Here is a 25869-nt window from a genome sequence, read left to right as displayed (position 1 = left end):
GGCCCCTTTTCCATCCCCTGTTCCATGGAGCCTTAATCCGGCTTGCATTTTCCGGGGGATGTGTTATAATGTTCATATATTTTTGTTAAATGAATATTTTGAACATAAATGGGACGGAAGCGAGGATTTGTATTGATGGACAGACATGGACTTGTGTGCAGGACAGTGCTGGAGCAGCCGGATATCACCCAGAGGGAGATGGCGCAAAAGCTTAAGGTGTCCCTGGGTACTGCCAACGGGCTTATAAAAGAGTGCATCGGAATGGGATACATTGCGGAACGGGGGGACGGCGCAGCCGGCTCCGGATGGGAGCTTACAGGGGAAGGGAAGCGCCTGCTAAAAGGGTATAAGGTTGACGGTGCATTAATCATAGCAGCAGGGTTTGGCTCCAGGTTCGTCCCCCTGACATTTGAGACCCCCAAGGGGCTTTTGGAGGTGTTCGGGGAGCGTATGATTGAGCGCCAGATAGGCCAGCTTCATGAGGCAGGGGTTACGGACATCACCATAGCGGTGGGTTACCTGAAGGAAAAGTTTGAATATCTGATAGACAAATATGATGTGAAGCTTCTCTATAATCCTGAGTATCCGGACAAGAACACCCTGGCCACCATCCACAGGTCCAGGAAGGTCTTGGAAGGGCGGAACATGTATGTGCTGTCCTCCGACAACTGGATGAGGGAGAACATGTTCCACGCATATGAGTGCGGGGCATGGTACAGCGCCGCTTATCAGCATGGCGAGACCAAGGAATGGTGCCTGTCCTTTAACAAGAGGGGGCGTATCACGGATGTGAAGATAGGCGGAAGGGACCAGTGGGTCATGTATGGACCGGCCTATTTTTCCAGGGAGTTTTCCGCACGGTTCCTTCCTGTGCTGGAGGCCTATTACAAAAGCCCGGGCACGGAGCAGTTTTACTGGGAACAGGTATATGTGGACATGCTGTCAGGCGAGGCCAGGCGCCGTCTGGAACAGGAAGGCGGGGCTCTGCTTGATGAGGCCGCAAAGGCCTGCGGCCTGCCGCCCTCCCATTGGGATGAGATTGAAATGGATGCAAACCGCCAGCCCGACGACCAGGTATATGAGTTCGAGAACCTGGAAGAACTGCGCTTATTCGACCCCAGGTATCAGAATCATTCTGACAACGCGGCCATGAAGCTGGTGGCCGAGGTATTTAAGGTGCCTGAGTCCCGGATTCAGGATATCCGCTGCCTGAAGTCCGGCATGACAAACAAGTCCTTCCTGTTCAGGGTTGGGGAGCGCAGCTGCATCTGCCGTATCCCCGGTCCGGGCACGGAGCTGCTTATTAACAGAAAACAGGAAAAACAGGTCTATGACGCAGTGGCCTGCCTTGGCATTACCGAGCATGTGATTTATATGAACGAACGGACCGGTTATAAGATTGCCGAATACTACGAAGGGGCCAGGAATGCAGACGCCTCGGACTGGTCTGACATGGACCGGTGCATGGAGATGGTGCGCAGGCTCCATGGGTCAGGCATCACGGTGGGACATGACTTTGACATCCGTGAGAGGATTGATTTTTATGAAAAGCTGTGCAGCAGCCATGGCGGCAACCTTTTTGAGGACTACCAGGAGGTGCGGGAGTGGATGGATTGGCTCATGGATTGTATGGACGCCATGGACCGCCCCAAATGCCTGAGCCATATTGATGCCAATGTGGATAACTTCCTGTTTCTTAAGGATGGCGGTGTAAAACTTCTGGATTGGGAGTATGCCGGCATGTGTGACCCAATCATGGATGTATCCATGTGCGCAATCTATTCCTATTATGATGAGGCGGATATGGAGAAGCTTCTGGCAAGCTACCTCCAAAGGGAACCTACAAAAGACGAGTATTTTGCCGTCTATGCCTACGCTGCGCTGGGAGGTTTCCTGTGGAGCCTGTGGGCCGTGTATAAGAGCGCGCTGGGAGATGAATTCGGGGAGTACACCATAATCATGTACCGGTATGCCAAGAAATATTATAGGAAATTACGGAAATTGTAATAAAAATGTTATCAAAAGCATATGGGATTGTGCTATAATCAAAAATATGTGGAAAACTGGGGAATATTGTCCCCTACTGGATATAAGAGGCGAGGAGGATGACACATGGGACATAAAAGGTACTGGACAGCTGTCACAGCAGCCGGTATGATTGGGGCCATGGCATTGGGAAGCGCATTTACCAGCTATGCCGCCGGCAGCTGGACAAAATCAAATGACAACTGGACCTATGTCGACAACGGCCAGGTATACACGGGATGGCTGCAGACCAGTGAAGGATGGTACTACATGGACCCGTCCACTGGATATATGACAAAGGATTTCAAGCAGATTGACGGCAAATGGTATTTCTTCAAGCCCAGCGGCATCATGGCAACGGGCTGGGTCAATCCGGAAGACGGCAAATGGTACTATATGCTAAATGATGGGACCATGGTAACAGGCTGGCTGAAAATCAGCAATGGAACCACCAGCGACTTTTATTTCATGCGGGGCAACGGAACCATGGCAACGGGCTGGCGTGAGATGGACGGGGCCTGGTACTATTTCCAGAGCAACGGCAAGTGCGTTGTGAATTCCTGGGCCCAGATTAAGGACAACTGGTACCTGTTCGGCACGGACGGCAAGATGATGACCGGCTGGGCCAAGGTGGACAAGGATTATTTCTACCTGAACACGGACGGGCGCATGCTGATCGGATGGCTCAGTGACAGTGACGGCAACAAGTATTACATGGATATGAGTAACGGTAAGATGTCCACGGGCTGGAAGCAGATTGACGGCTCATGGTACTATTTTAACAGCAATGGCCATATGATGACTGGCTGGATTCAGCTGGACGGAAAGTATTACTATCTGAACCCTGCCAATGAGGGAAGGATGATTGCAGGCACCACGGCAACCATCAACGGAACGCAGTACACCTTTGACGCCAGCGGTATATGCCAGAACGCCGGCGGTGTATCGGCCCAGACTCCGGGGACTGTTGACAACAACAACTCCACCGGCACAAGCGGCGGTCCGGGGGCATCCGGCGGTTCCTCAGGCATCAGCAACAACGGGCCTGGAGGCACGTCCGGGGGGAATCCCGGAACCAGTTCCGGAAACAATTCACCGGGCGGAAGTTCTTCAGGGGGCCTGCAGGCCGGAAGGACAGACGGACCAGGCTGAGGGTAAATCAGATCATAATACGGGGGATGTCACAGCGGACGGCTGGGCATCCCCTCTTATTTTTTATATAAGGAGAAATGTATGAAAAACAAGATGCACATGATAAGACGCTGCCAGGTACTTGCCATGGCGGGAATCATAAGCGCGGGCACCATTCTTCCCGCAGGCACCGCTCTGGCGATTGGGCCGGGAGAGACATCGGCGCCGGTTGCCACATCAGCAGGCCCAGGAGGCCCCGGGCAGCCTGCGGCAGGCACCGGGAGTACAGGAAGTACGGGCGCGGCATCCTCCGGCACCGCCGCAGCCAACCCCAATGCCTGGAAAAAGGTAAACGGGGCATACCGGATGCCGGACGGCACATCCATCAGCAACGTGCTGTTCAGGGGAATTGACGTATCCAGATGGCAGGGGGATATTAACTGGAGCCAGGTGGCTGCTGACGACGTGTCCTTTGTCATGCTGGGAACACGCTCCAAAGGTGCGGTGGACCCATATTTCCACAGGAACATACAGCAGGCCAGCGCGGCCGGGGTTAAGGTGGGGGTCTATATCTATTCCCTTGCCACCACGCCGGAGATGGCGGTGGACGAGGCCAACTTTGTCCTGGACCTGATCCACGATTATCCGGTATCCTATCCGGTTGCATTTGACATGGAGGATTCCACCCAGGGCGCCTTGTCCAAGGACGAACTGGCGGCAATCGCCAATGCGTTCTGCAGGCGTATATCCGAAGCCGGCTATTATCCCATCATTTATGCCAATGACAACTGGCTGGCCAACAAACTGGACATGGGCAAGATGGATTATCCTGTATGGGTTGCCCGCTACTCCGCAAAACCGGCATACCAGAACCCGGTGATGTGGCAGGCCACCAGCACGGGCGCGGTCAACGGAATCAGTGGGAATGTGGATATTGATTTCCAGTTTAAGGATTTTACATCGGTGATACCGGGCAATACCTGGAGGACCATCCAGGGAAAGACCTATTATTACCAGAACTACGTAAAACAGAAAAACAGCTGGATTGACGACGGCACGGGATGGTTCTACATGGACGGGGAGGGCCTTGCATCCAAGGGCTGGCTTACGCTTTCGGACCAGAAATATTATCTGGATGACAGTACGGGCCGCATGATAACGGGCTGGAAATCCGACAACGGCAAATGGTACTACTTCGGCAGTTCAGGCGCCCTGTCCAAGGGGTGGATAGACGATAATGGAACCTGGTATTATGCGGACAGCCAGGGCGTGATGCAGACCGGCTGGCTGGACGACAACGGAAGAAGATACTTCCTGGAGAACTCAGGAGCCATGGCCAAGGGATGGACCAACCAGAACGGAACCTGGTACTATCTGGATCACACGGGCGTACTTTCTAAAGGCTGGATTAATGATAACGGAACCTGGTACTATGCTGACGGCCAGGGGGCCATGCAGACCGGATGGCTGGAAGATGCAGGGGAGAAATACTTCCTCAGGGGTTCGGGTGCCATGGCAACCGGCTGGCGCGAGATGGACGGCGCGTGGTATTATTTTGAAGGCTCGGGCCGTATGGCAAAGGGCATGATTGATGTAAACGGCCTCCACTATTATATGGACCCATCCACGGGCAGGATGGCGGTAAACACCGTGGTTGACATCAATGGGACCAGATATCAGGCCGGCCCTGAGGGGGTACTGGGCCAGATACAGGAAAATAACGGCGGCCAGGACGGCGCTGGGGGCCAGTCAGGAGACGGCGTCCAGCCTGGAGGCGGCAGCCAGCCTGGAGGCAGCAGCCAACCTGGAGGCAGCAGTCAGCCTGGAGGTAATAGCCAGCCTGGCGGGACTTCCCAGTCAGGCGGCAGCGCCCAGGCCGGCACTTCACCGGGCGAAAGCCAGTCAGGCCAGGCACCGGGCGCTTCCCCCGGCGGGAAATCCGGCGGCCCCGGGGTAATCATTACTCCGGTGGGATAGGAATAGGATGGTATGCATATGAGATGACTCAGGAAGCAGTGTTCTCAAAGGACGGCATAAAGGGGTGGATTCTTGCTGTGATGCAGGAATCCGCCCCTTTCTGTACCCGGTATAGTTTCTGTATTCGAAATAGCCACCCGTCACGTTGCGCACCTGATACAAACCCCTGCCTTGTTCCGAACCCAATGCACTCCTCCCTTTTTTCCCGCATCCCATGCCCAATCCGTATGTATGGAGGGAACCCGGATACCCACAGATTCAGGACCGTCATCCAATCCCATGCATTTTTCCTTCTATCCCCAACATATACTGGATAGATAAAGGGCATCAGGTGAAAGAGGGCATAAGGTGAAACTGGGAAATAAGTTAAAACTTCTGGCCATGGTCTGTGGGGCGGACGTGATTCTTCTTGGAGGGCTGTTCTGGACTGTACTGGGGAACCGGCCGGTCCATGCCGCGGCGGGGAATGGGACGTGGGTCCAGGAGGGCGGGGAAACCCTGGACCGGGCCAAAGGGCTTGAAGGCAAATGCGTGGCCCTTACATTTGATGACGGTCCCCATGAGGAATGCACGGCCCAGCTGCTGGACGGCCTGAAGGAAAGGGGCGTCAGGGTCACGTTTTTCCTTATGGGACAGAACATAGAGGGGAATGAGGAGCTGGTGAAGCGGATGCATGATGAGGGCCATCTGATTGGAAACCACAGCTTCAGCCATGTCCAGCTGACCAAGGCCGGGGCAAAGACCGTGTGCCAGGCCGTGGACAGGACCAGCAGGATGATAGAGGATATAACAGGGGAACGGCCGCAGTACATGAGGCCGCCCTTTGGGGACTGGAATGAAGAGCTGGAGTGTGACGTGGGCATGACCACGGTGCTGTGGTCCGTGGATTCCCTGGACTGGAAACTGAAGAATAAGAATAAGATTGTGAAACGGGTCTTGAAAGATGTGGAGGATGGGGATATTATATTAATGCATGACATTTTTCCCACTTCGGTACAGGCTGCGCTGGAACTGATTGACACGCTTACCAGGCAGGGATATACTTTTGTTACGGTTGATGAACTGCTGATTGATTGAGACAGGACACGGCAGAAAGGGTAAGACAATGGATTTATTTGATTATATGAGAGAGAATACAATGGAGACAGAATCCCCGCTGGCATCCAGGCTCAGGCCCAGGACCCTGGACGAGGTGGTGGGGCAGCAGCATATAGTGGGCGTGGATAAACTGCTTTACCGCGCAATCAAAGCGGATAAGCTGGGGTCCATTATTTTCTATGGCCCTCCCGGTACGGGAAAGACCACCCTGGCCAAGGTGATTGCCAATACCACCAGCGCTGATTTTAAACAGATTAATGCCACGGTTGCCGGAAAGAAGGACATGGAGGAAGTGGTTAAGGGCGCCAAGGACAATATGGGCATGTATGGCAGGAAGACCATATTGTTCGTGGATGAGATCCATCGCTTTAATAAGGGGCAGCAGGATTATCTCCTGCCCTTTGTGGAGGACGGCACGCTGATTCTTATCGGGGCCACCACGGAGAATCCTTATTTTGAGGTGAACGGGGCCCTGCTGTCGCGCTCCAGGATATTTGAACTTAAGCCGTTGGAAAAGGAGGATATCAGGGAACTGATACGCCGGGCGGTATATGACAGGGAACGGGGGATGGGGGCCTATGACGCGGTGATTGATGAGGATGCGGCTGATTTCCTGGCAGATACGGCCAACGGGGACGCCAGGGCAGCCCTTAACGCAGTGGAGCTGGGAGTCCTGACAACGGAACGGGCAGGGGACGGAAAGATACATATTAATCTGTCAGTGGCCCAGGAATGCATCCAGAAGCGGGTGGTGCGGTACGATAAGAACGGGGATAACCATTATGATACGGTTTCTGCATTTATCAAGAGCATGCGCGGCTCGGACCCGGATGCGGCTGTCTATTATCTGGCCCGGATGCTCTATGCGGGTGAGGATATCAAATTCATTGCCAGAAGGATCATGATATGCGCATCGGAGGATGTGGGAAACGCAGATCCCCAGGCATTGGCGGTGGCTGTGAATGCGGCCCAGGCCGTGGAGCGGATCGGACTTCCGGAAGCCCAGATCATCCTGTCCCAGGCAGTGACCTATGTGGCAACCGCGCCAAAGAGCAATGCGGCCTGCATGGCTGTGTTTAAGGCCATGGACGCAGTCAGGGACCAGAGGACCATGCCGGTTCCGGTACACCTGCAGGACAGGCATTATAAGGGAGCTGAGAAGCTGGGGCACGGGGCAGGATACAAATATGCGCACGATTATCCCAAGCATTATGTAAAACAGCAGTATCTGCCGGACGGCATGGAGGGGGCTGTCTTCTATGAACCATCGGATAATGGCTACGAAGCCAGTATAAAAACCCATATGAATTGGCTGACAAACTAAAATTATTTCAATTTTCACTTTACATTCCGTAATATTCGTGTATATAATAGGGCTATACATAGATTGGCTGACAGTTTTCTTATGCTGTCAGCAGTCTGTTAGTCCCAAGCAATTCGCAAATCTGGAATAAACCCCGAATTTGATTGAACATAAGATAATACCCCGAGTGTTGGAAATAGACCATCAGTCTGTCTTGACGGATGAGTTGATTAATATTGGATAAGGAGAGATACTATGCGGGAAAAATTGCAGACACTTCCTCTTGCAGAATTAAAGGAAATGGCTAGAAACCAGGGCATTAAAGGAATCAGCAGCCTGCGCAAGGCTGAAATCATTGACCTGCTCTGCGCGGCGGCAGAGAAGAACCCGGAAGTAAAGCCCACTGAAATCAGAAAAGAGGAAAAACGCCAGGCGCAGGCGCAGGACAGTGCCCAGCCCAGGCAGGAGACTGTGAAGCCCAGGCAGGATAACACCCAGTCAAGGCCCCAGGAGTCCCAGGACAGACAGGAAAGCCGCAGCCAGGAGCCAAGGCGTAACACCAACCGGTCTTACGATAATAAATATTCAGCTTCCAAATCCCAGCAGAACAGGCCGCATACCGGTTACAGCCAGAACCAGGGTTCTAACCAGCAGTCCGAGGGCGGCGAACGCACGTCCAGGACCGATGCCAGGTCCGATACAACGGGCCTGTCCAACCAGGATATGGCAGAGCTGGACAGCGGGATTGAAGCCAATGGGATCCTGGAGGTAATGCCTGACGGATTTGGGTTCATCCGGTGTGAGAACTTCCTGCCGGGGGAGAACGACGTGTATGTGGCGCCGTCCCAGATCCGCCGCTTTAATCTGAAGACAGGGGATATCATTGCAGGCAACAGAAGGGTTAAATCAGCCACGGAGAAGTTTGCCGCCCTGCTTTACATCAAGACAGTGAACGGATATCCCTTAAGCGCTACGGAGACCAGGCCTAATTTTGAGGATTTAACGCCAATCTTCCCCAACCAGCGCCTGCATATGGAGATGCCCGGCGTGAAGACGTCCGTTGCCATGCGTGTGCTGGACCTTCTGTCACCTATCGGCAAGGGACAGCGCGGCATGATCGTATCACCGCCAAAGGCAGGTAAGACCACCCTTTTAAAGCAGGTGGCCAAGGCCATCACCACCAACCATCCGGACATGCATCTGATGATCCTCCTGATTGACGAGCGCCCGGAGGAAGTGACGGACATCAGGGAGGCAATCGTGGGTCCCAACGTGGAAGTGATTTACTCCACCTTTGATGAACTGCCTGAGCGCCATAAAAGGGTTTCGGAGATGGTGGCGGAGCGGGCCAAGCGTCTGGTGGAACATGGCCGGGATGTCATCATACTCCTGGACAGCATCACACGCCTTGCAAGGGCATATAACCTGACGGTTGCGCCCAGCGGCCGTACGCTTTCCGGCGGTCTTGACCCGGCTGCCCTTCACATGCCCAAGCGGTTTTTCGGCGCTGCCCGCAACATGCGTGAAGGCGGAAGCCTGACTGTTCTGGCAACTGCGCTGGTGGATACGGGAAGCCGTATGGATGATGTTGTATATGAGGAATTTAAGGGCACCGGCAACATGGAGCTGGTGCTGGACAGGAAACTGTCTGAGAAACGCATCTTCCCTGCCATTGACATCCTTAAGTCGGGCACAAGAAGGGATGACCTTCTGCTGACCAGGGAGGAAGCCGAGGCAGTGGATATCATACACAAAGCAACAAACTCCATGAAGCCCGAGGATGCCGTGGAAAAGATACTGGATCTGTTCGCAAGGACCAGGAACAACAGGGAGTTTGTGGAAAACGCCAAGAGAATCAGGTTTTATTAATCTGGTGTCTGTCAGGCGGAAGCATTTTTCTCTTTTAAAAGGTCGCGGATTTCAGCCAGGAGTTCCTCCTGGGTGGGACCGGCAGGCGCGGGCGCCTCTTCCTTTTTCTCTTCCTCATGGCGAAGGCGTGAGCTGATGACGGCAACGGTCTTGATCATGAAGAACATGCAGGCCCCGATAATGATAAAATCAAGGACATTCTGAAGGAAGCTGCCATACAGTATGGCGGCTTCTGCTTTTACCACCTCTCCGCCCGCCTTTACTTCAGGGCTGAGCACGTATTTAAGCGTATTGAAGCTGGCCCCGCCGGTAAGGGCGCCAAGGACCGGCATCAGGATATCATTCACAAGGGATGTGACAATCTTGCTGAATGCGCCGCCAATGATGACGCCCACAGCCATGTCGATGATATTGCCCTTCAGTATGAATGCTTTGAATTCTTTCATTACGTTGTTCAGGTTGCTCATTGAATCTTCCTCCTCGTTTGTAGTTTCATGTTTTTTATTCTGTTTTCCTGGATGACAGGAAATCGTTAATAATTTATCATTCCCGGCCCCCATGATTCCCTCTGCATGGCGCGGCCGGTTTTAAAATTCCGGGGCAGCTGACGGAAAGCAATCTCCAAACACGCCCTAATGCTCCAGGTCTGACTTGAGAAGTTCGTTGTACTTATCAATGATCCTGTAAAATGCATCCACATCCGCCTGGCCGCACTGTTCAATCAGATAAGATGTGGTCTGGGTAATGTCGGCCACGTCATATGCCTTGTGTACACTGGAAAGACGCTGGCCTTTATCCGTCGCATAGAGACAGACGGATTTCTCATTGTTCTCCTTGAAGCGCTTCTCAACATATCCGGAATCCACCAGTCTTTTGATGACCTGGGAGATGGCGCTTTTGCTTTTGTGCCATAGCTTTGACAGTTCGGTGGCAGTGATTCCGGGACAGTCGTCGATGTATGTAAGGGTGTGTATCTCCATCATGTTGAAATTTTCATTCTCATATGTGTGATGGGCATAAATGTAATTGTGATATAAAATGACGAATTCATACAATGTATTCGCCCTTACATTCAGCTTCTGGTACGCGCTGTTGATATCTGTAAGATGGCTCATATGGGGTCTCGGCTCCTGTTCTTAATATAATGTCTGTACATGTTATAGTAACATATCTGGAAAAGGCCTTCAATGCTTTCTTTTAACCAAAATAGGAAAAATAGTAAAGCAATAGAACAATATTGAAAAAATATAGTCGTTTTAATGTGCATAATGTCCTTATTACTAAAAAAAATACAAAGCATATTGACATTATGCACGAAGTATTTTATAATATAGTTCATCGAGTGAACAATATTTGAAGACTTGCTTACACTTGGGAAAGGATGGTATGGAAGATGGACTTTGAGAAGTTCTGTAGGGAGAATTGTGTGGAACGCCGGGGTACCGGCACACTGAAGTGGGATTCACTCCAGGAGATTTTTGGGGATGGGGACCTGCTTCCGCTTTGGGTGGCTGATATGGAGATACAGTCCCCGTCTGTTGTCAGGGAGGCGCTGACAGAGCGTGTGAAGCACGGTGTTTTTGGCTATGGAAAGGTGGAGGATGAGTACTTTGATTCTTTCTTTGCATGGCAGAAGAAGCATCATGGCGTGGAACTTGCCAGGGAGAATGTCCGGTTCGCCACCGGGGTTGTGGGCTCCCTGTACGCGGCAGTAAGGGCGTATACCAAGGAGGAGGCGTCCGTAATCATCTGCCCGCCTGTGTATTATCCATTCTATGACGCTATTTTAAATACAGGCAGGAAGCTTGTGACCTGTGAGCTTGACAACGACCATGGATATTACAGCCTGGATTTTGAGAAGTTTGAGAAGGAAATCATTGACAACAAGGTAGAGATGTTCATCCTGTGTTCACCCCATAACCCGGTAAGCCGCGTATGGTCTGAGGAAGAACTGGATACCATGTTCTCCATCTGCCGCAAGCATGGCGTGCTGGTTGTTTCGGATGAGATCCATCAGGACTTTACATACGAAGGGAAGCCATTTGTATCTTCTGCCTGTGTGAAGGACGGCGGATACAAGGATATCCTGATTACCCTGAACTCCGGTTCCAAGACCTTTAACCTGGCCGGACTCATCCACTCCCATGTCATTATTTTTGATGGGAAGCTGATGGAGAAGTATGATGCCTATATTAAGGGCATTGGTTCCCCGGAGGTGAACCTGATGGGCATTACCGGCATGGGCGCTGCCTTTAGGGGCGGGGAGGAGTGGCTTCAGGATGTGAAGGCCCTGATCCGTCACAATTACGATTATATGAAGCAGGAATTTGCCAGGGAGCTGCCTGAGATCATTGTTACCCCCCTTGAGGGCACCTATCTGTCATGGATTGACCTTAGAAGCTATGTGCCGGGGGATGAGACCGCCAGGTTCATCCAGGATAAGTGCAGGCTGGCCTGTGACGTGGGCGAGTGGTTCAGCGTCATGGCCCAGGGATACATCCGCATTAACCTTGCCACGGATACAAAGAATATTAAAACTGCAGTCGCAAGCATCATCAATAACATCAAAGAAAGGTTGGGGGAATAAATGGCTGTTACGATTAGTGTAATCTGCTTTGTGGCTTATCTGGGATTTTTGTTTTATTTAGGAAAAAAAGGGAAATCTTTTAATGTACGTGTTGTGGCCGGCCTGTTTGGCGGTATTATCTTTGGCGCAATCTTAAAGACAGTGGCTGACGATGCAGCTGTTTCCGAGAGCCTGCGCTGGATCAGCCTGGTGGGAACCGCGTATACCAAGCTTTTGAAGATGATGGTCATCCCGCTGATTTTTGTATCCATCGTGTGTGCCATCATTAACCAGAAGTCAGGCAAGAACCTGGGCAAGATCACGGCCCTTGTGCTGGTAATCCTTCTGTCAACAGCAGCAGTGGCGGCTGTGGTGGGCGGCGTTACGGCCCAGACCTTCGGCGTCAGCGCAGAGGGACTGGAAATCGGCGAGGCAGAGACGCAGAAAACTGCCCAGCTGGAGGAAAAGGCCCAGGAGGGACTTTCCATTGAGAATACCATCATTGATATCATTCCGTCCAACCCAATCTATGCCCTGACCGGACAGGGAAGCAACGCAACCCTTTCCGTGGTGTTGTTTGCTGCATTCCTTGGGATTGGCGTCATCGGGGTGCGGACCTATGCCCCGGAACAGGCGGAGTTCTTCGGTAAAATCATGAACTCGCTTAATACCCTTGTGGTGGAAGTGGTCATGATGATCATCATGCTGACCCCATTCGGCATCTTCTCATTGATGACCAAGACCATTGCGGGAAGTGATTATACCAGCATACTGCGGCTTGTGACCTTTGTGCTTGCATCCTATACGGCCATCATCATCATGTTCGTCATTCACGGACTGATACTGGCCTTTGCAGGACTCAGCCCGTTTGTATATTTTAAGAAGGCCATGACCACGCTGGTATTTGCATTTACCTCCCGTACCAGTGCAGGTACCCTTCCTCTGACCATCCGCACCTTAACCGATGAGATGGGAGTGGACAACGGCGTTTCCAACCTGGCAGGTTCCTTAAGCACCTCCATCGGACAGAACGGATGCGCCGCAATCTATCCGGCCATGCTGGTAGTGATGGTTGCGCCCGCTGTGGGACAGCCTATCACGCCGTCTTTCTTCATCCTGATGGTAATTGTCATCACCTTTGCCTCCATCGGTATTGCCGGCGTGGGCGGCGGTGCAACCTTTGCAGGAATCACGGTATTATCCGCGCTTGGGCTTCCGGTTGGACTCGCAGGGCTGTTGGTTGGTATTGAGCCGGTCATCGATATGGCAAGGACAGCCCTGAATGTAAGCGACGGCATGGTGACGGCCCTGGTATCCGCCAAGATGACCAAGAACATAGATATGGATGCATATAATGATAAATCCAGGAACCTGGATAAGAAGCCTGCAGCGAAAGCATAATAATAAGCCGGGAAAACAGGCTGAGAGCAGAAAATAGACGGTAAAGGATGTGTGGACATGGGAAAACGTGTACTCGTTGTAGGAGGGGTTGCCGGCGGTGCTTCCGCGGCAGCCAGGGTAAGGCGCCTGGATGCGGATGCATCAATCACCATATTTGAACGGGGAGAGCATGTATCATTCTCGAACTGCTCCCTTCCCTATTATTTAAGCAGGACCGTGGAAGATAAGGACTGGCTTGTGCTTATGACGCCGGAGGGATTTAAGACGTCCTATGATATTGAGGTAAGGGTCAACAATGAGGTGTATGGCATTGACCGGGAGCGCCAGGTGGTCCAGGTCAGGGACAGCGTGTCCGGCCGGGAATACGAAGAGGCTTATGATGAACTGGTCCTTTCGCCTGGATCGTATCCAATCCGCCCTAAATCAATCGAGGGAGTATCTCTTCCCCACGTATTTACGGTGCGCAATGTGAATGACATCGCAAAGCTGGACCAGTACGTGTCCAGGGAGGAAATCCGCAACGTGGTTGTGATTGGCGGAGGTTTCATCGGGCTTGAGGTGGCTGAAAACCTGAAGACAGCCGGGAAACATGTGGCTGTGGCAGAAGCCGCGGACCAGATCATGACGCCGTTTGATTATGATATGGCCCAGATCCTGCAAAAGGAACTTTATGACCAGGGTGTGGAACTGGCTGTGGGGGATGGCGTTAAGGCCATTGCCGGGGATAAGGTTGTCCTGAACTCGGGAAAGGAACTGCCCTGCGACGCGGTAGTGCTCTCCATCGGCGTGCTGCCTGAGACGGGGCTTGCAAGGCAGGCAGGGCTTGAGCTGGGGGAAACCGGGGCAATCAAGGTTTCGGCTGATTACCGCACAAGCGACCCGCATATCTACGCGGTGGGGGATGCCGTCGAGGTATATAACCAGCTGACCCGCAGGCCGGCGAAGCTTCCTCTGGCCGGTCCGGCCCTGCGCCAGGCAAGGACTGCTGCTGACGCCATGTACGGCATACCGGGCAGGAACAGGGGGGTCATCGGCTCCTGCGCGGTAAGGCTGTTTGAACGGAACGCCGCTGCCACGGGGCTTAACGAAAGGGCGGCCAGGGCAGCCAATATTCCCTGTGACTCTGTGTATACCATGTCCATGGATAAGGTGGGACTGATGCCGGGAAGCGCGCCCATGCATTTTAAGCTTGTATTTGAAGTGCCCACCGGCCGGATTCTGGGAGCCCAGGCCATTGGGAAAGGCAATGTGGACAAGAGGATTGACGTGGTTGCTGCCATTATAGCCATGAACGGCACCCTGGAGGACTTAAAGGACCTGGAACTGTGTTATTCGCCTGTGTTTGGAACTGCCAGGGACGTGGTGAACCTGGCTGCCCTGGTGGGGCTGAATGTGCTTCATGGCGTATTTAAACAGGTTCATGTCAATGAGGTGCGTGGATTGGTGGAGAATCAGGCCTGCATCATTGATGTAAGGGGCAGGGATGAGTTCGAGGCAGGCCATCTCATAGGCGCAATCAATATCCCATTGGGCGAGCTGCGCCAGCGCACGGCGGAGATACCCAAGGACAGACCGGTATACCTGCACTGCAGGACCAGCCAGAGAAGCTATAATGCCATCATGGCCTTAAAGGGCCGCGGTTTTGACAATATCATCAACATTTCCGGTTCGTTCCTGGGAATCAGTTATTTTGAATATTTCACAGATGTGACAACCGGCCGTGAGAAGATTGTAACGGAATATAATTTTATGTAAATCAATACTGTAAAGGTTTCATCGGACGGCATGCCTGTAAGAGGGCGGTGCCGTCCGATTTTCAGATATCTGAGGCCGGGTCCGGCCAATTGTAACCGTTCAGACAGCCCATGGGAAGGTTGTTGGGAGATTATTTGGACAGGCTGAAAAACCACTTGCAATCCCGGACAATTTATGCTATACTGTGTAAGCTGTCTGGATTGACGGCAGTTTTAGCATCTGCGTGAGTCAGGACCTTACGGTGAGGGTGCGTATAACTTGAACAGTGCTGATATCTGTGCGTTCTGGTGACGGCGGGAGCCGGCTGCCTGTAATGTACAGAGGCAGATTGGCATACAGGCCGCGGTCGGAAACCGCAAATATTATCAGAGAGGTGAAAGAAATGAGAGAAGGAATCCATCCAAATTATTACCAGGCAAAGGTTGTGTGCAACTGTGGTAATGAGTTCGTAACAGGATCAACAAAGAAAGACATCCACGTGGAAATCTGTTCCAAGTGCCATTCATTCTATACCGGCCAGCAGAAGGCTGCTCAGGCCCGTGGACGTATTGATAAGTTCAATCGTAAGTATGGCATGAATGCTAACTAATAGGCAAAAAAGATGAGGGTTGGGCTTGGCATCAGGCTCAGCCCTTTCTGGTTTATGTGCCGCGGCGCCCGTACCGCGGCATCCAGCTAAGAAAGGTAAGAAAGGATGAAATATTCAGGAATTGGCGGTCAGGCCGTAATTGAAGGCATCATGATGATGAACGGCAATGATTACGCCATAGCGGTCCGCAAGCCGGACGGGGATATTGAGGTGAAAAAGGATACCTACGTAAGCATCACCAGGAAGCATAAGTTTCTTGGGCTTCCGTTTATCAGGGGTATTTTCAGTTTTATAGATTCCATGGTTGTGGGCATGAGGGCCCTGACCTGGTCCTGCAGTTTTTTTGAGGATGATGAGGAGGCCCAGCCCGGCCGGTTCGAGGCGTGGCTGGACAAGGTATTTGGGGAAAAGCTGGAGAGCGTGCTCATGAGTGTGGTCATGATATTTTCCTTTGTCATGGCCATCGGTATATTCATGGTGCTGCCGCTGCTCATTGCCCGCTTCTGCAAAAGCTTCATCCCCTCAGAGACAGTGATGGCCATCCTGGAAGGCGTGATCAGGATTGTTATTTTCATTGGGTATATCAAGCTGGTATCCAGGATGGAGGACATAAAGAGGACCTTCATGTACCACGGTTCGGAACACAAGTGCATCAACTGCATTGAGCACGGGCTGGAGCTGACCGTGGACAATGTAAGGGCCAGCTCCAAGGAGCATAAACGCTGCGGCACCAGCTTCATCATGATTGTAATGGTCATCAGCATCCTGTTTTTCATGGTAATCCGCGTGGATACGATCTGGCTTAGGATTGTCAGCCGTATCGTGCTGATACCGGTGATTGCAGGCGTGTCCTATGAGTTCCTGCGCTTTGCGGGCAGACACGATTCCAAGCTGGTGAATATCTTAAGCCGTCCCGGCATGTGGATGCAGGGACTGACCACCACGGAACCGGATGACAGCATGATTGAGGTTGCGATTGCAGCGGTTGAAACCGTGTTTGACTGGAGGAGCTATCTGGATGAGGCGTTTCCGGGATGGAAGGAAAACAGCGCCCCAAGACAGGATGACGGTACAGGCAGGGCCTATGATAAAAAGGAACGCAAAGGAGCGGCAGGACATGACCATGCAGCAGCTGCTATGGCAGGGAACGGAGAAACTGAATAGGAGCAGCGTGCCGGACGCGGGTCTGGATGCAAGGTACCTTCTGCTGGAGGCATTTGGCGAAAGCCTGGCCTCCTTCCTGGCAATAAAGGATAAGACGCTTCCTGAGGATGAGGAGACTTTCTTAAAGTGCAGGAAATATGAGGAGATGATTGACCGAAGGGCAGAGCGGATACCCCTCCAGCACCTGACAGGCGTCCAGGAGTTCATGGGATTTGAGTTTTATGTAAATGAACATGTGCTGATACCAAGGCAGGACACGGAGACACTGGTGGAGCTGGTATTGCAGGAGCAGAAGGGAAAGGACGCAGCGCTGTTGGACGTGTGCACCGGATCTGGCTGCATTGCAATCAGCCTGGCCCTTATGGGTGGTTTCCGGGATGTGACGGCCCTTGACGTGTCAAGGGAAGCCCTGATGGTTGCTGCCCGCAACGCGCAGCGTCTTCTGAAGGAGCATGAGGGGGATTTCAACCTGATTGAAAGCGACATGTTTGAGCGCCTGGAACCTGACCGCAGATATGACATCATTGTTTCCAATCCGCCCTATATACCCAGTCATGACATAGAAGGCCTGGAACCTGAGGTGAGGGACTACGAGCCCAGGATGGCCCTGGACGGAAGGGCTGACGGGCTTGCGTTTTACCGGATATTGGCACAAGGATGCAGAAAGCATCTTGCCCCCGGGGGCTGCGTGTATATGGAGATTGGATTTGACCAGGGACTGCCGGTAAGGCAGATGTTTGAGGCGCATGGATATGTGCAGGTGGAAGTAATGAAGGATATGGCCGGGCTGGACCGGGTGGTGCGTGCAGGTTGGAAGGAGACAGGAGAGAATTATGTTTGACAGATTAGATGATATGTTAATCCATTATGAGGAATTGATGCTGATGCTGGGTGACCCGGCTGTGACCCAGGATACCAAACGGTTTACCCGGCTGATGAAGGAGCAGGCAGACCTGGCGCCCATTGTGGAGGCTTATAAGCAGTATAAGCAGGCCAAGCAGGACGTGGAGGACAGCCTGGCCCTTCTTGAGGAGGAAAACGATGAGGAGATGCGCGAGATGGCTAAGGAAGAGCTGTCTGATGCCAAGAAGCGTATCGAGGAACTGGAGCATGAACTGAAAATCCTCCTGCTTCCCAAGGACCCCAATGACGACAAGAACATCATCCTGGAAATCCGGGCAGGCGCGGGCGGCGATGAGGCGGCCCTGTTCGCAGCAGAGCTGTACCGCATGTATTCCAACTATGCGGACAGCCACAGGTGGAAGGTTGAGATCATCAGCCTGAATGAGAACGGAATCGGCGGCTTCAAGGAAGTGGTGGCAATGGTTACCGGTAAGGGGGCGTACTCCAAGCTTAAATATGAGAGTGGGGTACACCGCGTGCAGCGGGTTCCCGAGACAGAATCCGGAGGCCGCATCCATACCTCCACTGCAACGGTTGCCGTCATGCCCGAGGCGGAGGAAGTGGATGTACAGATTGATATGAACGACATCCGTATTGACGTGATGCGTGCGTCCGGCAACGGCGGCCAGTGCGTCAATACCACGGATTCCGCGGTACGCCTGACCCATATGCCTACCGGAATCGTGATATACAGCCAGACAGAGAAGTCACAGCTCCAGAACAAGGAAAAGGCCTTCCGCCTGCTGCGTTCCAAGCTGTACGACATTGAACTGGAGAAGCGTCAGAGTTCCGAGGCAGAGGAACGCCGCAGCCAGATTGGCACCGGCGACCGTTCTGAGAAGATCCGCACCTATAATTTCCCCCAGGGCCGTGTGACGGACCACAGGATTAAGCTGACTTTATATAAGATTGATTCCATTATGAACGGGGATATACAGGAACTGCTGGATAACCTGATTGCAGCGGACCAGGCGGCGAAGCTGGCTAAGATGAATGAAGCAATATAGTCCTGCCGGATTACCGCGGGGGCTGAATGCTGATGGTATATGATAATGACTGCCCGCAAGGTGCGATATTCCTCAAGGGCAGTCATTTTTTAATATTTTAAGCGTTTTTTTAAGTACCACAAAACAATTCCGGCATACTCCATCCTTTTGCCCTCGGAATCAAAATCCTCATATACCGCATACATTTTTTCGAGCATTTTCCGGTTCCAAATACCGTTTTTTTGCAATCTGCTCATTTCCAGGATACAGGCATTTAACTTCTTCTTCCTATTCTCCTTCAGCATATGAGGCTTTGAATTAAGGTTTAAGGTCACATTGATATCTTTTTCGATATCCGTATCTTGGGAAAATATAGCGCCTGTGGCGGAACTGTAGTTAATATGCCGCAGCGTGGATTGGTCCAGAGGATTGATTTTGATAAATTCACTGCCTTTATGTGTATCACATGTATCATCAGAACCTTTTGTCCCATTTATGTGTCCAAGGCATACGCCTAGCATATTCTGATAATTCAGACATTCAATGTCAGTTAGATGCTCCTCCGGATACCAATGTTCAATTTTCATCCTCTTCTTATCTATTCTCCTCATACAGTAGGCACATAGATATCCTTGCTCTTCCAGTAAGTTTTTGCGGATATCATCCTTGTCTTTGTACCCGTCATAATAAGCAAATTTTTTCTTCCGATACTTGGTCAGGGAATCCGGTTCATTGCCTTTCTTGATGTATATCATTTATTCCTCCCAATTAATGGTCTCAAAATCGTATCTTGTCCTAAGCTCTACTAATAATGGATGCGTTGGGGCGGTGGTTGTTTCTAACCGTTCTAATATGTTTTTTGCTTCCTCATATTTTTCAGAGTCCATGGCGTTATAAAATGCATCAACCTGTTGCTGGACATTTTCCGGAATTTCTTTTGTTCCTTGAAAGACTGACATGGAAGTATTGACATCGATTCCATAGTGGGAATATCCGTAAACAGGTTCTGTTCCGTCCACATCTATCAGCCAGATGTTTTTTGCGGATGCAAAGAGGACAGGTGAATGCGTGGCAGCAATGAACTGTACATTAGGAAAAACATTCCTTAATGCTTCAATTACATTCCACTGCCACTTTGGATGTAAATGCATATCAATCTCATCAATCAGGACAACACCGCAAGTATCTGTGATTTTCTCCTTTTTCATAGGGTTTAATATGGCCATGCGGTATGCGATGTCAAAAACCATCCAGATAAGGGACTGATAACCAGCACTCAGCTGCATGACAGGAAGTATCTGCCCATCCTTTTGGTATAATAATTCCTCATTCTGTTTATCATAAAATACGCAGTGTCCCGTATTGGCTTCCATGTTATCCATAAAGTCCGCGACTGCCTTTTTTGCTGCTTCATATTCGGCAATCCTTGCTTCCTTCTGCCAGGCCACCTGTTCCATCCTTACGCACCAGTTAAGTAAAAGCTTTATATTAGATGCTTCCAAAAGTGAATCTGTATATCCCACTGTCCTGAAATACTGTTTCCTGAAGACATTCTCCGGCTTTTCCCGTTTTTGGGACCATACCCTGCCCGCTCCTAAATAAGCAAGGACTGGCAGCGTGGATTCACTGTCTTCTGCCATGTTTTCTGCCTTCCTGCAGATATTGCGGGGCTGGATGGTGCTTCTGGATGCTTTAATACTGGTCCGGCCTCTGGTCCACTCGAACATTTCCCCATCCAGCCTGGCCCTCATGGTGACCTCTACAGGCACCATGTGTTTTTTTCCATAGGAACCATCGCCTATTTTTGAATATACGGTGCGGATTTCATCGGTTGAGAAATGTCTGGTGGCAACGCCCTCAAGCCCGGCAACAAATCCTCCAAGTCCGACAGCGATTGCTTCCAGGATAGAGGTCTTACCCTTGCCGTTAATTCCTTTTATTAAATTAAATCCAGGTTTGAAATCTATCTTTATTTCTTCAATGCCTTTAAAATTTTTTATTGTAACATCTGATATGATCATTTCAGACCTCCATTTTTAGCATTTATGTCTTTTGATACGTGTTTATAAGTATTTTACCATAAGATTGCCTGCCTTTCGATTGATTTCCAAATTTTCCTTCGACTTTTCTCCATTTATATTGACAAGGAATTAAAGAAGTGATAAGAATATTAAAATTTCCCTGTAACGTTCCGCCCTTTTTCATCACCAATTAACATAAGGAGGAAATGCATATATGGATTCCATGGAAGAAATCTATTTAAAGCACGGAAAAATGGTATATGGTTTTCTCTTGACCCGGACACAGGACCCGGATCTGGCGGAGGAACTGACCCAGGAAACATTTTACCGGGCAGTGAAGAATATTGGCAAATATAAAGGGAAAAGCAGCGTCTCCACCTGGTTGTGCGGCATAGCGAAGAATCTGTGGTATGAGCATGCGCGCAGCCGGAAGAACCATGTGACGCTGGAGGAGGCAGGGGAAATCCCTGTGGACTCCGCCGAAACCCAGCTGTTCCGTTCCTGGGACAGCATACAGATCCTGAGGCTGATACACAATCTGGAGAATCCCATGCGGGAAGTGATGTATCTCAGGCTGGTGGGCAACCTGACATTTGGGCAGATTGGCGAGATCATGGAGAAAAGTGAGAACTGGGCAAGGGTGACCTATTACCGCGCAAAAGAGCGGGTGGTGAAGGAGGCAGAGAAATAATGAGCAGGAAAATACCGTGTGATATCATAAAAGACCTGATGCCTTTGTATGTGGAGGGCCTTACGTCAGAGGAAACAGGGCGCGAGATTGAGGCGCATCTTGAAGGGTGCGGGGAGTGCAGGGACCTGTATAAGCGTATGAAGCAGGAGGTGGAAGGCGGGAAAGACGCTGGGGGCAGTGCCAAAGCAGGGGAGATTGATTATCTGAAAAAGGTGAAACGGAGAAACCTGAGGAACGTGGTCCTGGGCGCGTGCGCCGTGTTCCTTGCAATGGTGCTGGCCTTATCCATAAAGCTGTTCATGATCGGATATCCCTCGGACTCCTATATGATAACCTATACGGACATTAATGACGGCCAGGTGAGGGTGGGAGGAACGTTTTATGATTCGGCCTCTGTTTTTAGCAGGTATAAAATTGTCAGGAAGGCTGACGGGACAGAGGAAATGGTCATCTATGCATGCCTTCCGTCGCCCTGGAACCGCAGCGGCACCTTCAACCTGGAGGTGGGCCTTCCCCCGGAGGGGACACGGCTGGACATCAGGGGCATGACCGTTAAAAGCAATGGGGAGGTGGTAAGCAGGCAGGCCAATGAGCTGTATAAGGCAAAGAATCCGTATATCGGGGACGCGTCTGCCAATGGAAGGCTGGCCGGGCTTGTGGGCATATCAAGGTCCCTTGGCAATTTTAAGAACGAGCTACAGACCTCCAAAGAGCCCTATGGCTGGACTTTGGAGTTTGAGGACAGCACATCTAATTCCGCTGTGTTTGAGGAGAGGATGAAGGGATATGCCTGTATGCTGATTGCGCTTACGGGAAACCTGGGGGAAGTGGAATGGAATTATACGGTGGAACTGGAGGAGGGTCCGGTTCAGCGAAGCGGCAGGATGACAGAGGCGGAGTGCTCCGAATATGTGGGCGCCCCTGTCAAGTCCTTTGCAGACAGCCCGGAGGGCGTGCAGGCGCTTCTGGATTTGCTGGAAATCAGCGGCAGGTAAAAGGGTAAGGCCAAAAACGGATAGTGTAAAAAAGGGGCCGGACCGGCCGGCGTTCCGTCAGTATCCAAAAGCCAGCGCCCCGCCGTCAACCGCAAAATCCTGGCCGGTCATATAGCTGGCGCCAGAGCCGCAGAGGAAGCTGGCAAGGGCGCCCAGGTCCCTGGTATCGCCGTAGGAATGAAGGGGCATGCGGCTGAGGATTTTCTGTTCCCTGGCAGGGTCGGCCACCTGTTCCAGCATCTTGCTCTGGAACCAGCCCGGGGCAATGCTGTTGACACATATATTGTCCTGGGCCCACTCCACGGCCAGGCCTCTGGTCATGGATAATACGGCTCCCTTGCTGGCACAGTAGGGGATGACCTCGGAAAAGCCAAGGTGGGCGCTCATGCTTGTGATGTTGATGATGCGGCCTCTTCCCGCCGATTGCTTCAGATAAGGGTAACAGAGCTGGCTCATGCCAAACACATATTTTACGTTCACATCCATAATGCGGTCAAACTGGTCCATGGGGAAGGATTCGGCCCGGCACTTAAAGGTGGCCCCGGCGTTGTTCACAAGAAAATCCAGACAGCCGCCGTTCTTTGCTGCAATCTCATCTACCAATGCTTTCATGGCGGACATATCGCTGATATCGCCTTTCAGGTGGATGACTCCGGACGCGCTTTCGCCCATGCCTTCCTTGGGCGCTCCTGTACGGCTGATGGAGTAGACCGTGGCACCGTCACCGGCCAGCACGTTGGCAATCTGAAATCCGATGCCGCTGCTTCCTCCTGTGACAATACCCGCTTTATTCTGTAAATCTGACATTTTTTGTTCCTCCTTGTAAATAAATCCATATTTGTTGTATAATAACAGTGATTGTTTTAGGGCATGAATTTTCAAACAGGCCCTAGGCGATACTTTTTCTTTGAAAGGTGCGGCGCCGTGAATACAAAAGTGACAATCAGGGATGTGGCGGCCAAGGCCGGCGTTTCCATCAGTTCAGTGCATTTTGCCCTCAGTGGAAAAGCGGGGGTAAGCGATGAAACCCGGGAAAAAATCCGCAGGACAGCCGAGGAGATGGGATACCAGCCCAATACCCTTGCCTCCAGTCTGAAACGCAGCACCCAGCGGATTGCAATCCTGCTTCCCAGCGATGCAGGGGATAATAAATATTATTACCAGCCCATGTGGAGAGGGGTCCATGACTATCTGTCCAAGCTCAACGCCAATGTTGAATGCATTGAGCTGCCTTACTATGAGTCTGATAAGAACGAAGTATTTGCAAAGCTGAAACAGCTTGTCATGGAGCGCAGGATTGACGGCATCCTCACCGTGGGGCATGTGGACGGGTTTTCTGCGGCCCAGGACTGGCAGGACATACATGACAGGGATATATCCGTGGTGAGCATTAATTCGGAGAACAAGCTCTGCGACAGCCTTTGCTGTATCCAGCCTGAATATGATGTCATAGGCCGGACCATGGCGGAGCTGATTATTGACCGGATTCCGGAATTCGGAAGCATTTTCCTCTGTGCGGGCAATCCTAAATGGGATGCCCACTCCCTTATAGTAAAGGGTTTTGATGATTATCTTGCTGAAAACCGCTGCCCCAATCTGGTGTACAAGGATTATTCCTACTCCATTAACCGGCAGAATTATCTTAATATTTTCAACAAACTTACGCGGCCGGATGTGGCGGCGTGCTGCAGCGTATATTCCCAGGGCACGGTCATGCTGGGGCAGGCCCTGGAGGAGAGCAAAAAGGCTGGAAAGGTATATGCGGTGGGCTCCGACCTGCCGGATGTCACGGCAAAACGGCTCAGGCGCTCCGTGCTTAACAATGTTATCCAGAAAAACCCCTATGCCCAGGGATATGTGGGCATACGCACCCTGGCTGAATACCTGATCAGCGGCAAGGTGCCGGAGCAGAAAAAGGTATTCGTGGGAAGCGAAGTGGTGCTTAAGAGCAACCTTGTGATGTATGAGCATGAGCAGTACCGCTATATGTTTCTGTGAATACTGGCGGCCGCCGGCCGCTTTTGCATGTTGCCTGCGGCCAGCTGCTGCCACAGGATACTGCCGCGGTCTGCGCCCAGGTTCCCTAAAACCTCCCCCTCATATCCCTTCTATTTCCCATACTCCTGGCAGATATAATTATGGCAGGCGGACTGGATCAGTTCCCAGTCAAGCTCAGCCCCTACGCCCGGCTTGTCCGGCACGTGGATGATGCCGTTTCCATCAATGGGAAGGTCGCCCTTCATGGGGAAGCGGTAATTGTCCTCCGGCACGAAATATTCAAAATATCCGCAGTTCTTAATCGCACAGCTGACGTGAAGGTTGGCCATATCCATATAGTTCATGGTAGTTGTATGGATTTCACAGTTCAGGCCAAAACCTTCGGCCATATGTGCGATTTTCAATGTTCCGGTGATGCCGTCCTTCCAGCTTACGTCGGCCCGGACAATATCGGCAGCCCTTTGCGCAATGACCTGGGCCACGCCCCAGTGACAGCCGCGTGTGGTTTCTGTTGCGGCGATGGGAATATCCAGGGTGCGGCAGAGTTCCGTGTATTTGTAAAGCTCAAAGTCGCGGAACGGCTCCTCGAACCATTTATAATCCAGCTTTTCAAGCTGCCGCCCTACCCGTATGGCCTCGTCCAGGGTATAGTCTCCCACGGGGTCGGTCATCAGCACGAAATCTTCGCCCACCGCTTCCCTGACGGCTGCGTGGACTTTCATGTCAAACTCCGCGGGTCCGGCGGGATGGGCCTTGTAGCCCTTGATTCCCCTGCTCTTGTAATAGAGGGCCTCGTCCACATAGTCCTGGACGGAACTTAAGAAATTACTGCTGGCATATACAGGCAGGCTGCTGCGGTAAGCGCCGATGTACTTATATAAGGGAAGCCCGGCTTCCTTGGCGCAGATATCCCACAGTGCCACATCCACGGGACCGGGCAGGAATACAGGGAAAAATGCTTCGTGCCGGTCAATGACCCAGAGTTCCTGGAAGATGGCTTCCCTGTCATGGGGGTCCCTTCCTAATACAACAGGGGCAATGCTTTCCTGCAGATAGGATTCGCTGACCGCCCCGCTTCTCGCCGCCATGCAGGTGGCAATCCCTTCCACGCCCGTGTCGGTGGTAAGCTTGATGACAATCACATCCCAGCCCATCTTTGCACCGCCCTGGCGCCGTTCGTCAAAGAGGCATTTTCCTCTTTCTACCCACCAACTCTCAAATCTTGTAATAATCATACAAATATTACCTCCAATATGGATATTTAACGCATAAATGACTAAAAAAACGTTTTAGAAAATTATAGCAACAAGGGGAGGGAAAGTAAAGGAAGGAATAAAGTTTAGTTTCGAACTGTGATTATGGTGAAAAAAATCCGGATATTTTGTGCTATTTTTACT

22 protein-coding genes are annotated in these 25869 nt (G+C 51.6%); 16 read left to right on the top strand and 6 right to left on the bottom strand.

Annotated features, from left to right (window positions below):
- Nucleotides 1-135: 135 nt before the first annotated feature.
- The 6 genes from DWX59_RS05640 (at nucleotide 136) to rho (ending at nucleotide 9403) form a co-directional block, all read left to right on the top strand.
- Nucleotides 136-2007, top strand: a complete 1872-nt coding sequence (locus tag DWX59_RS05640; RefSeq protein ID WP_117556855.1) for a phosphotransferase — start codon at nucleotides 136-138, stop codon at nucleotides 2005-2007.
- 105 nt (nucleotides 2008-2112) lie between these two features.
- Nucleotides 2113-3177, top strand: a complete 1065-nt coding sequence (locus DWX59_RS05635) for a PspC-like choline-binding domain-containing protein (protein WP_117556853.1) — start codon at nucleotides 2113-2115, stop codon at nucleotides 3175-3177.
- A gap of 81 nt (nucleotides 3178-3258) precedes the next feature.
- Nucleotides 3259-5133, top strand: a complete 1875-nt coding sequence (locus tag DWX59_RS05630; protein WP_117556851.1) for a GH25 family lysozyme — start codon at nucleotides 3259-3261, stop codon at nucleotides 5131-5133.
- Between the two features lie 348 nt (nucleotides 5134-5481).
- Nucleotides 5482-6210, top strand: coding sequence for a polysaccharide deacetylase family protein (locus DWX59_RS05625; protein WP_117556849.1), 729 nt, complete (start codon nucleotides 5482-5484; stop codon nucleotides 6208-6210).
- Between the two features lie 28 nt (nucleotides 6211-6238).
- On the top strand, nucleotides 6239-7555 hold the full coding sequence (locus tag DWX59_RS05620) for an AAA family ATPase (RefSeq protein ID WP_117557288.1): 1317 nt from the start codon (nucleotides 6239-6241) through the stop codon (nucleotides 7553-7555).
- Between the two features lie 234 nt (nucleotides 7556-7789).
- On the top strand, nucleotides 7790-9403 hold the full coding sequence (rho, locus tag DWX59_RS05615; RefSeq protein WP_117556847.1) for a transcription termination factor Rho: 1614 nt from the start codon (nucleotides 7790-7792) through the stop codon (nucleotides 9401-9403).
- A gap of 11 nt (nucleotides 9404-9414) precedes the next feature.
- On the opposite strand, the gene mscL is transcribed toward rho, so the two are convergent.
- Nucleotides 9415-9870 carry a large-conductance mechanosensitive channel protein MscL gene (gene mscL / locus DWX59_RS05610; protein ID WP_117556845.1) on the bottom strand — a complete coding sequence of 152 codons (456 nt, stop codon included), beginning with the start codon at nucleotides 9868-9870 and terminating at the stop codon, nucleotides 9415-9417.
- 165 nt (nucleotides 9871-10035) lie between these two features.
- The gene (locus DWX59_RS05605; RefSeq protein WP_117556843.1) at nucleotides 10036-10518 is read right to left on the bottom strand and encodes a MarR family winged helix-turn-helix transcriptional regulator; all 483 of its coding nucleotides are present in this window, start codon (nucleotides 10516-10518) and stop codon (nucleotides 10036-10038) included.
- Between the two features lie 278 nt (nucleotides 10519-10796).
- On the opposite strand from DWX59_RS05605, the gene DWX59_RS05600 reads away from it, so the two are divergent.
- The 7 genes from DWX59_RS05600 to prfA all read left to right on the top strand — a co-directional run bounded on the left by DWX59_RS05600 (nucleotide 10797) and on the right by prfA (nucleotide 18788).
- The gene (locus tag DWX59_RS05600; RefSeq protein ID WP_117556841.1) at nucleotides 10797-11990 is read left to right on the top strand and encodes a MalY/PatB family protein; all 1194 of its coding nucleotides are present in this window, start codon (nucleotides 10797-10799) and stop codon (nucleotides 11988-11990) included.
- Nucleotides 11991-13370 carry a cation:dicarboxylate symporter family transporter gene (locus DWX59_RS05595; protein ID WP_117556839.1) on the top strand — a complete coding sequence of 460 codons (1380 nt, stop codon included), beginning with the start codon at nucleotides 11991-11993 and terminating at the stop codon, nucleotides 13368-13370. It begins immediately after the preceding gene.
- 57 nt (nucleotides 13371-13427) lie between these two features.
- Nucleotides 13428-15125 carry an FAD-dependent oxidoreductase gene (locus DWX59_RS05590; RefSeq protein WP_117556837.1) on the top strand — a complete coding sequence of 566 codons (1698 nt, stop codon included), beginning with the start codon at nucleotides 13428-13430 and terminating at the stop codon, nucleotides 15123-15125.
- A gap of 382 nt (nucleotides 15126-15507) precedes the next feature.
- Nucleotides 15508-15714 (top strand): 50S ribosomal protein L31, encoded by a 207-nt coding sequence (gene rpmE / locus DWX59_RS05585; protein ID WP_025485384.1) that lies wholly within the window; start codon nucleotides 15508-15510, stop codon nucleotides 15712-15714.
- Nucleotides 15715-15819: 105 nt separating this feature from the next.
- Complete coding sequence (locus DWX59_RS05580; protein ID WP_117556835.1) at nucleotides 15820-16878, top strand: DUF1385 domain-containing protein; 1059 nt, start codon at nucleotides 15820-15822, stop codon at nucleotides 16876-16878.
- On the top strand, nucleotides 16832-17719 hold the full coding sequence (prmC, locus tag DWX59_RS05575) for a peptide chain release factor N(5)-glutamine methyltransferase (protein ID WP_117556833.1): 888 nt from the start codon (nucleotides 16832-16834) through the stop codon (nucleotides 17717-17719). Before DWX59_RS05580 ends, prmC begins: the two co-directional genes overlap by 47 nt.
- Nucleotides 17712-18788 carry a peptide chain release factor 1 gene (prfA, locus tag DWX59_RS05570; protein WP_117556831.1) on the top strand — a complete coding sequence of 359 codons (1077 nt, stop codon included), beginning with the start codon at nucleotides 17712-17714 and terminating at the stop codon, nucleotides 18786-18788. Before prmC ends, prfA begins: the two co-directional genes overlap by 8 nt.
- 89 nt (nucleotides 18789-18877) lie before the next feature.
- On the opposite strand, the gene DWX59_RS05565 is transcribed toward prfA, so the two are convergent.
- Nucleotides 18878-19522, bottom strand: coding sequence for a retron system putative HNH endonuclease (locus DWX59_RS05565; protein WP_117556829.1), 645 nt, complete (start codon nucleotides 19520-19522; stop codon nucleotides 18878-18880).
- A complete protein-coding gene (locus tag DWX59_RS05560) occupies nucleotides 19523-20788 on the bottom strand; it encodes an AAA family ATPase (protein ID WP_117556828.1) in 1266 nt (421 codons plus the stop codon).
- Between the two features lie 214 nt (nucleotides 20789-21002).
- Here DWX59_RS05560 and DWX59_RS05555 point away from each other — a divergent pair, with 214 nt between their 5' ends.
- Nucleotides 21003-21479, top strand: a complete 477-nt coding sequence (locus DWX59_RS05555; protein WP_117556826.1) for an RNA polymerase sigma factor — start codon at nucleotides 21003-21005, stop codon at nucleotides 21477-21479.
- Nucleotides 21479-22474, top strand: coding sequence for a zf-HC2 domain-containing protein (locus DWX59_RS05550; protein WP_117556824.1), 996 nt, complete (start codon nucleotides 21479-21481; stop codon nucleotides 22472-22474). The genes DWX59_RS05555 and DWX59_RS05550 overlap by 1 nt, the downstream gene beginning before the upstream one ends.
- A 57-nt stretch (nucleotides 22475-22531) precedes the next feature.
- Here DWX59_RS05550 and DWX59_RS05545 read toward each other — a convergent pair whose 3' ends face one another.
- Nucleotides 22532-23281: an SDR family NAD(P)-dependent oxidoreductase gene (locus DWX59_RS05545; protein ID WP_117556822.1), complete on the bottom strand. Its 750-nt coding sequence runs from the start codon at nucleotides 23279-23281 to the stop codon at nucleotides 22532-22534.
- A gap of 117 nt (nucleotides 23282-23398) precedes the next feature.
- On the opposite strand from DWX59_RS05545, the gene DWX59_RS05540 reads away from it, so the two are divergent.
- On the top strand, nucleotides 23399-24472 hold the full coding sequence (locus DWX59_RS05540; protein ID WP_117556820.1) for a LacI family DNA-binding transcriptional regulator: 1074 nt from the start codon (nucleotides 23399-23401) through the stop codon (nucleotides 24470-24472).
- A gap of 110 nt (nucleotides 24473-24582) precedes the next feature.
- On the opposite strand, the gene DWX59_RS05535 is transcribed toward DWX59_RS05540, so the two are convergent.
- Nucleotides 24583-25707, bottom strand: coding sequence for an enolase C-terminal domain-like protein (locus tag DWX59_RS05535; RefSeq protein WP_117556818.1), 1125 nt, complete (start codon nucleotides 25705-25707; stop codon nucleotides 24583-24585).
- Between the last annotated feature and the right edge of the window lie 162 nt (nucleotides 25708-25869).

Origin of the sequence: Enterocloster aldenensis (assembly GCF_003434055.1) — a bacterium.
Classification (GTDB): Bacteria; Bacillota; Clostridia; order Lachnospirales; family Lachnospiraceae; genus Enterocloster; species Enterocloster aldenensis.
Note: the sequence above shows the minus strand (reverse complement) of the source record. Positions and strands in the feature narration are given on the sequence as shown.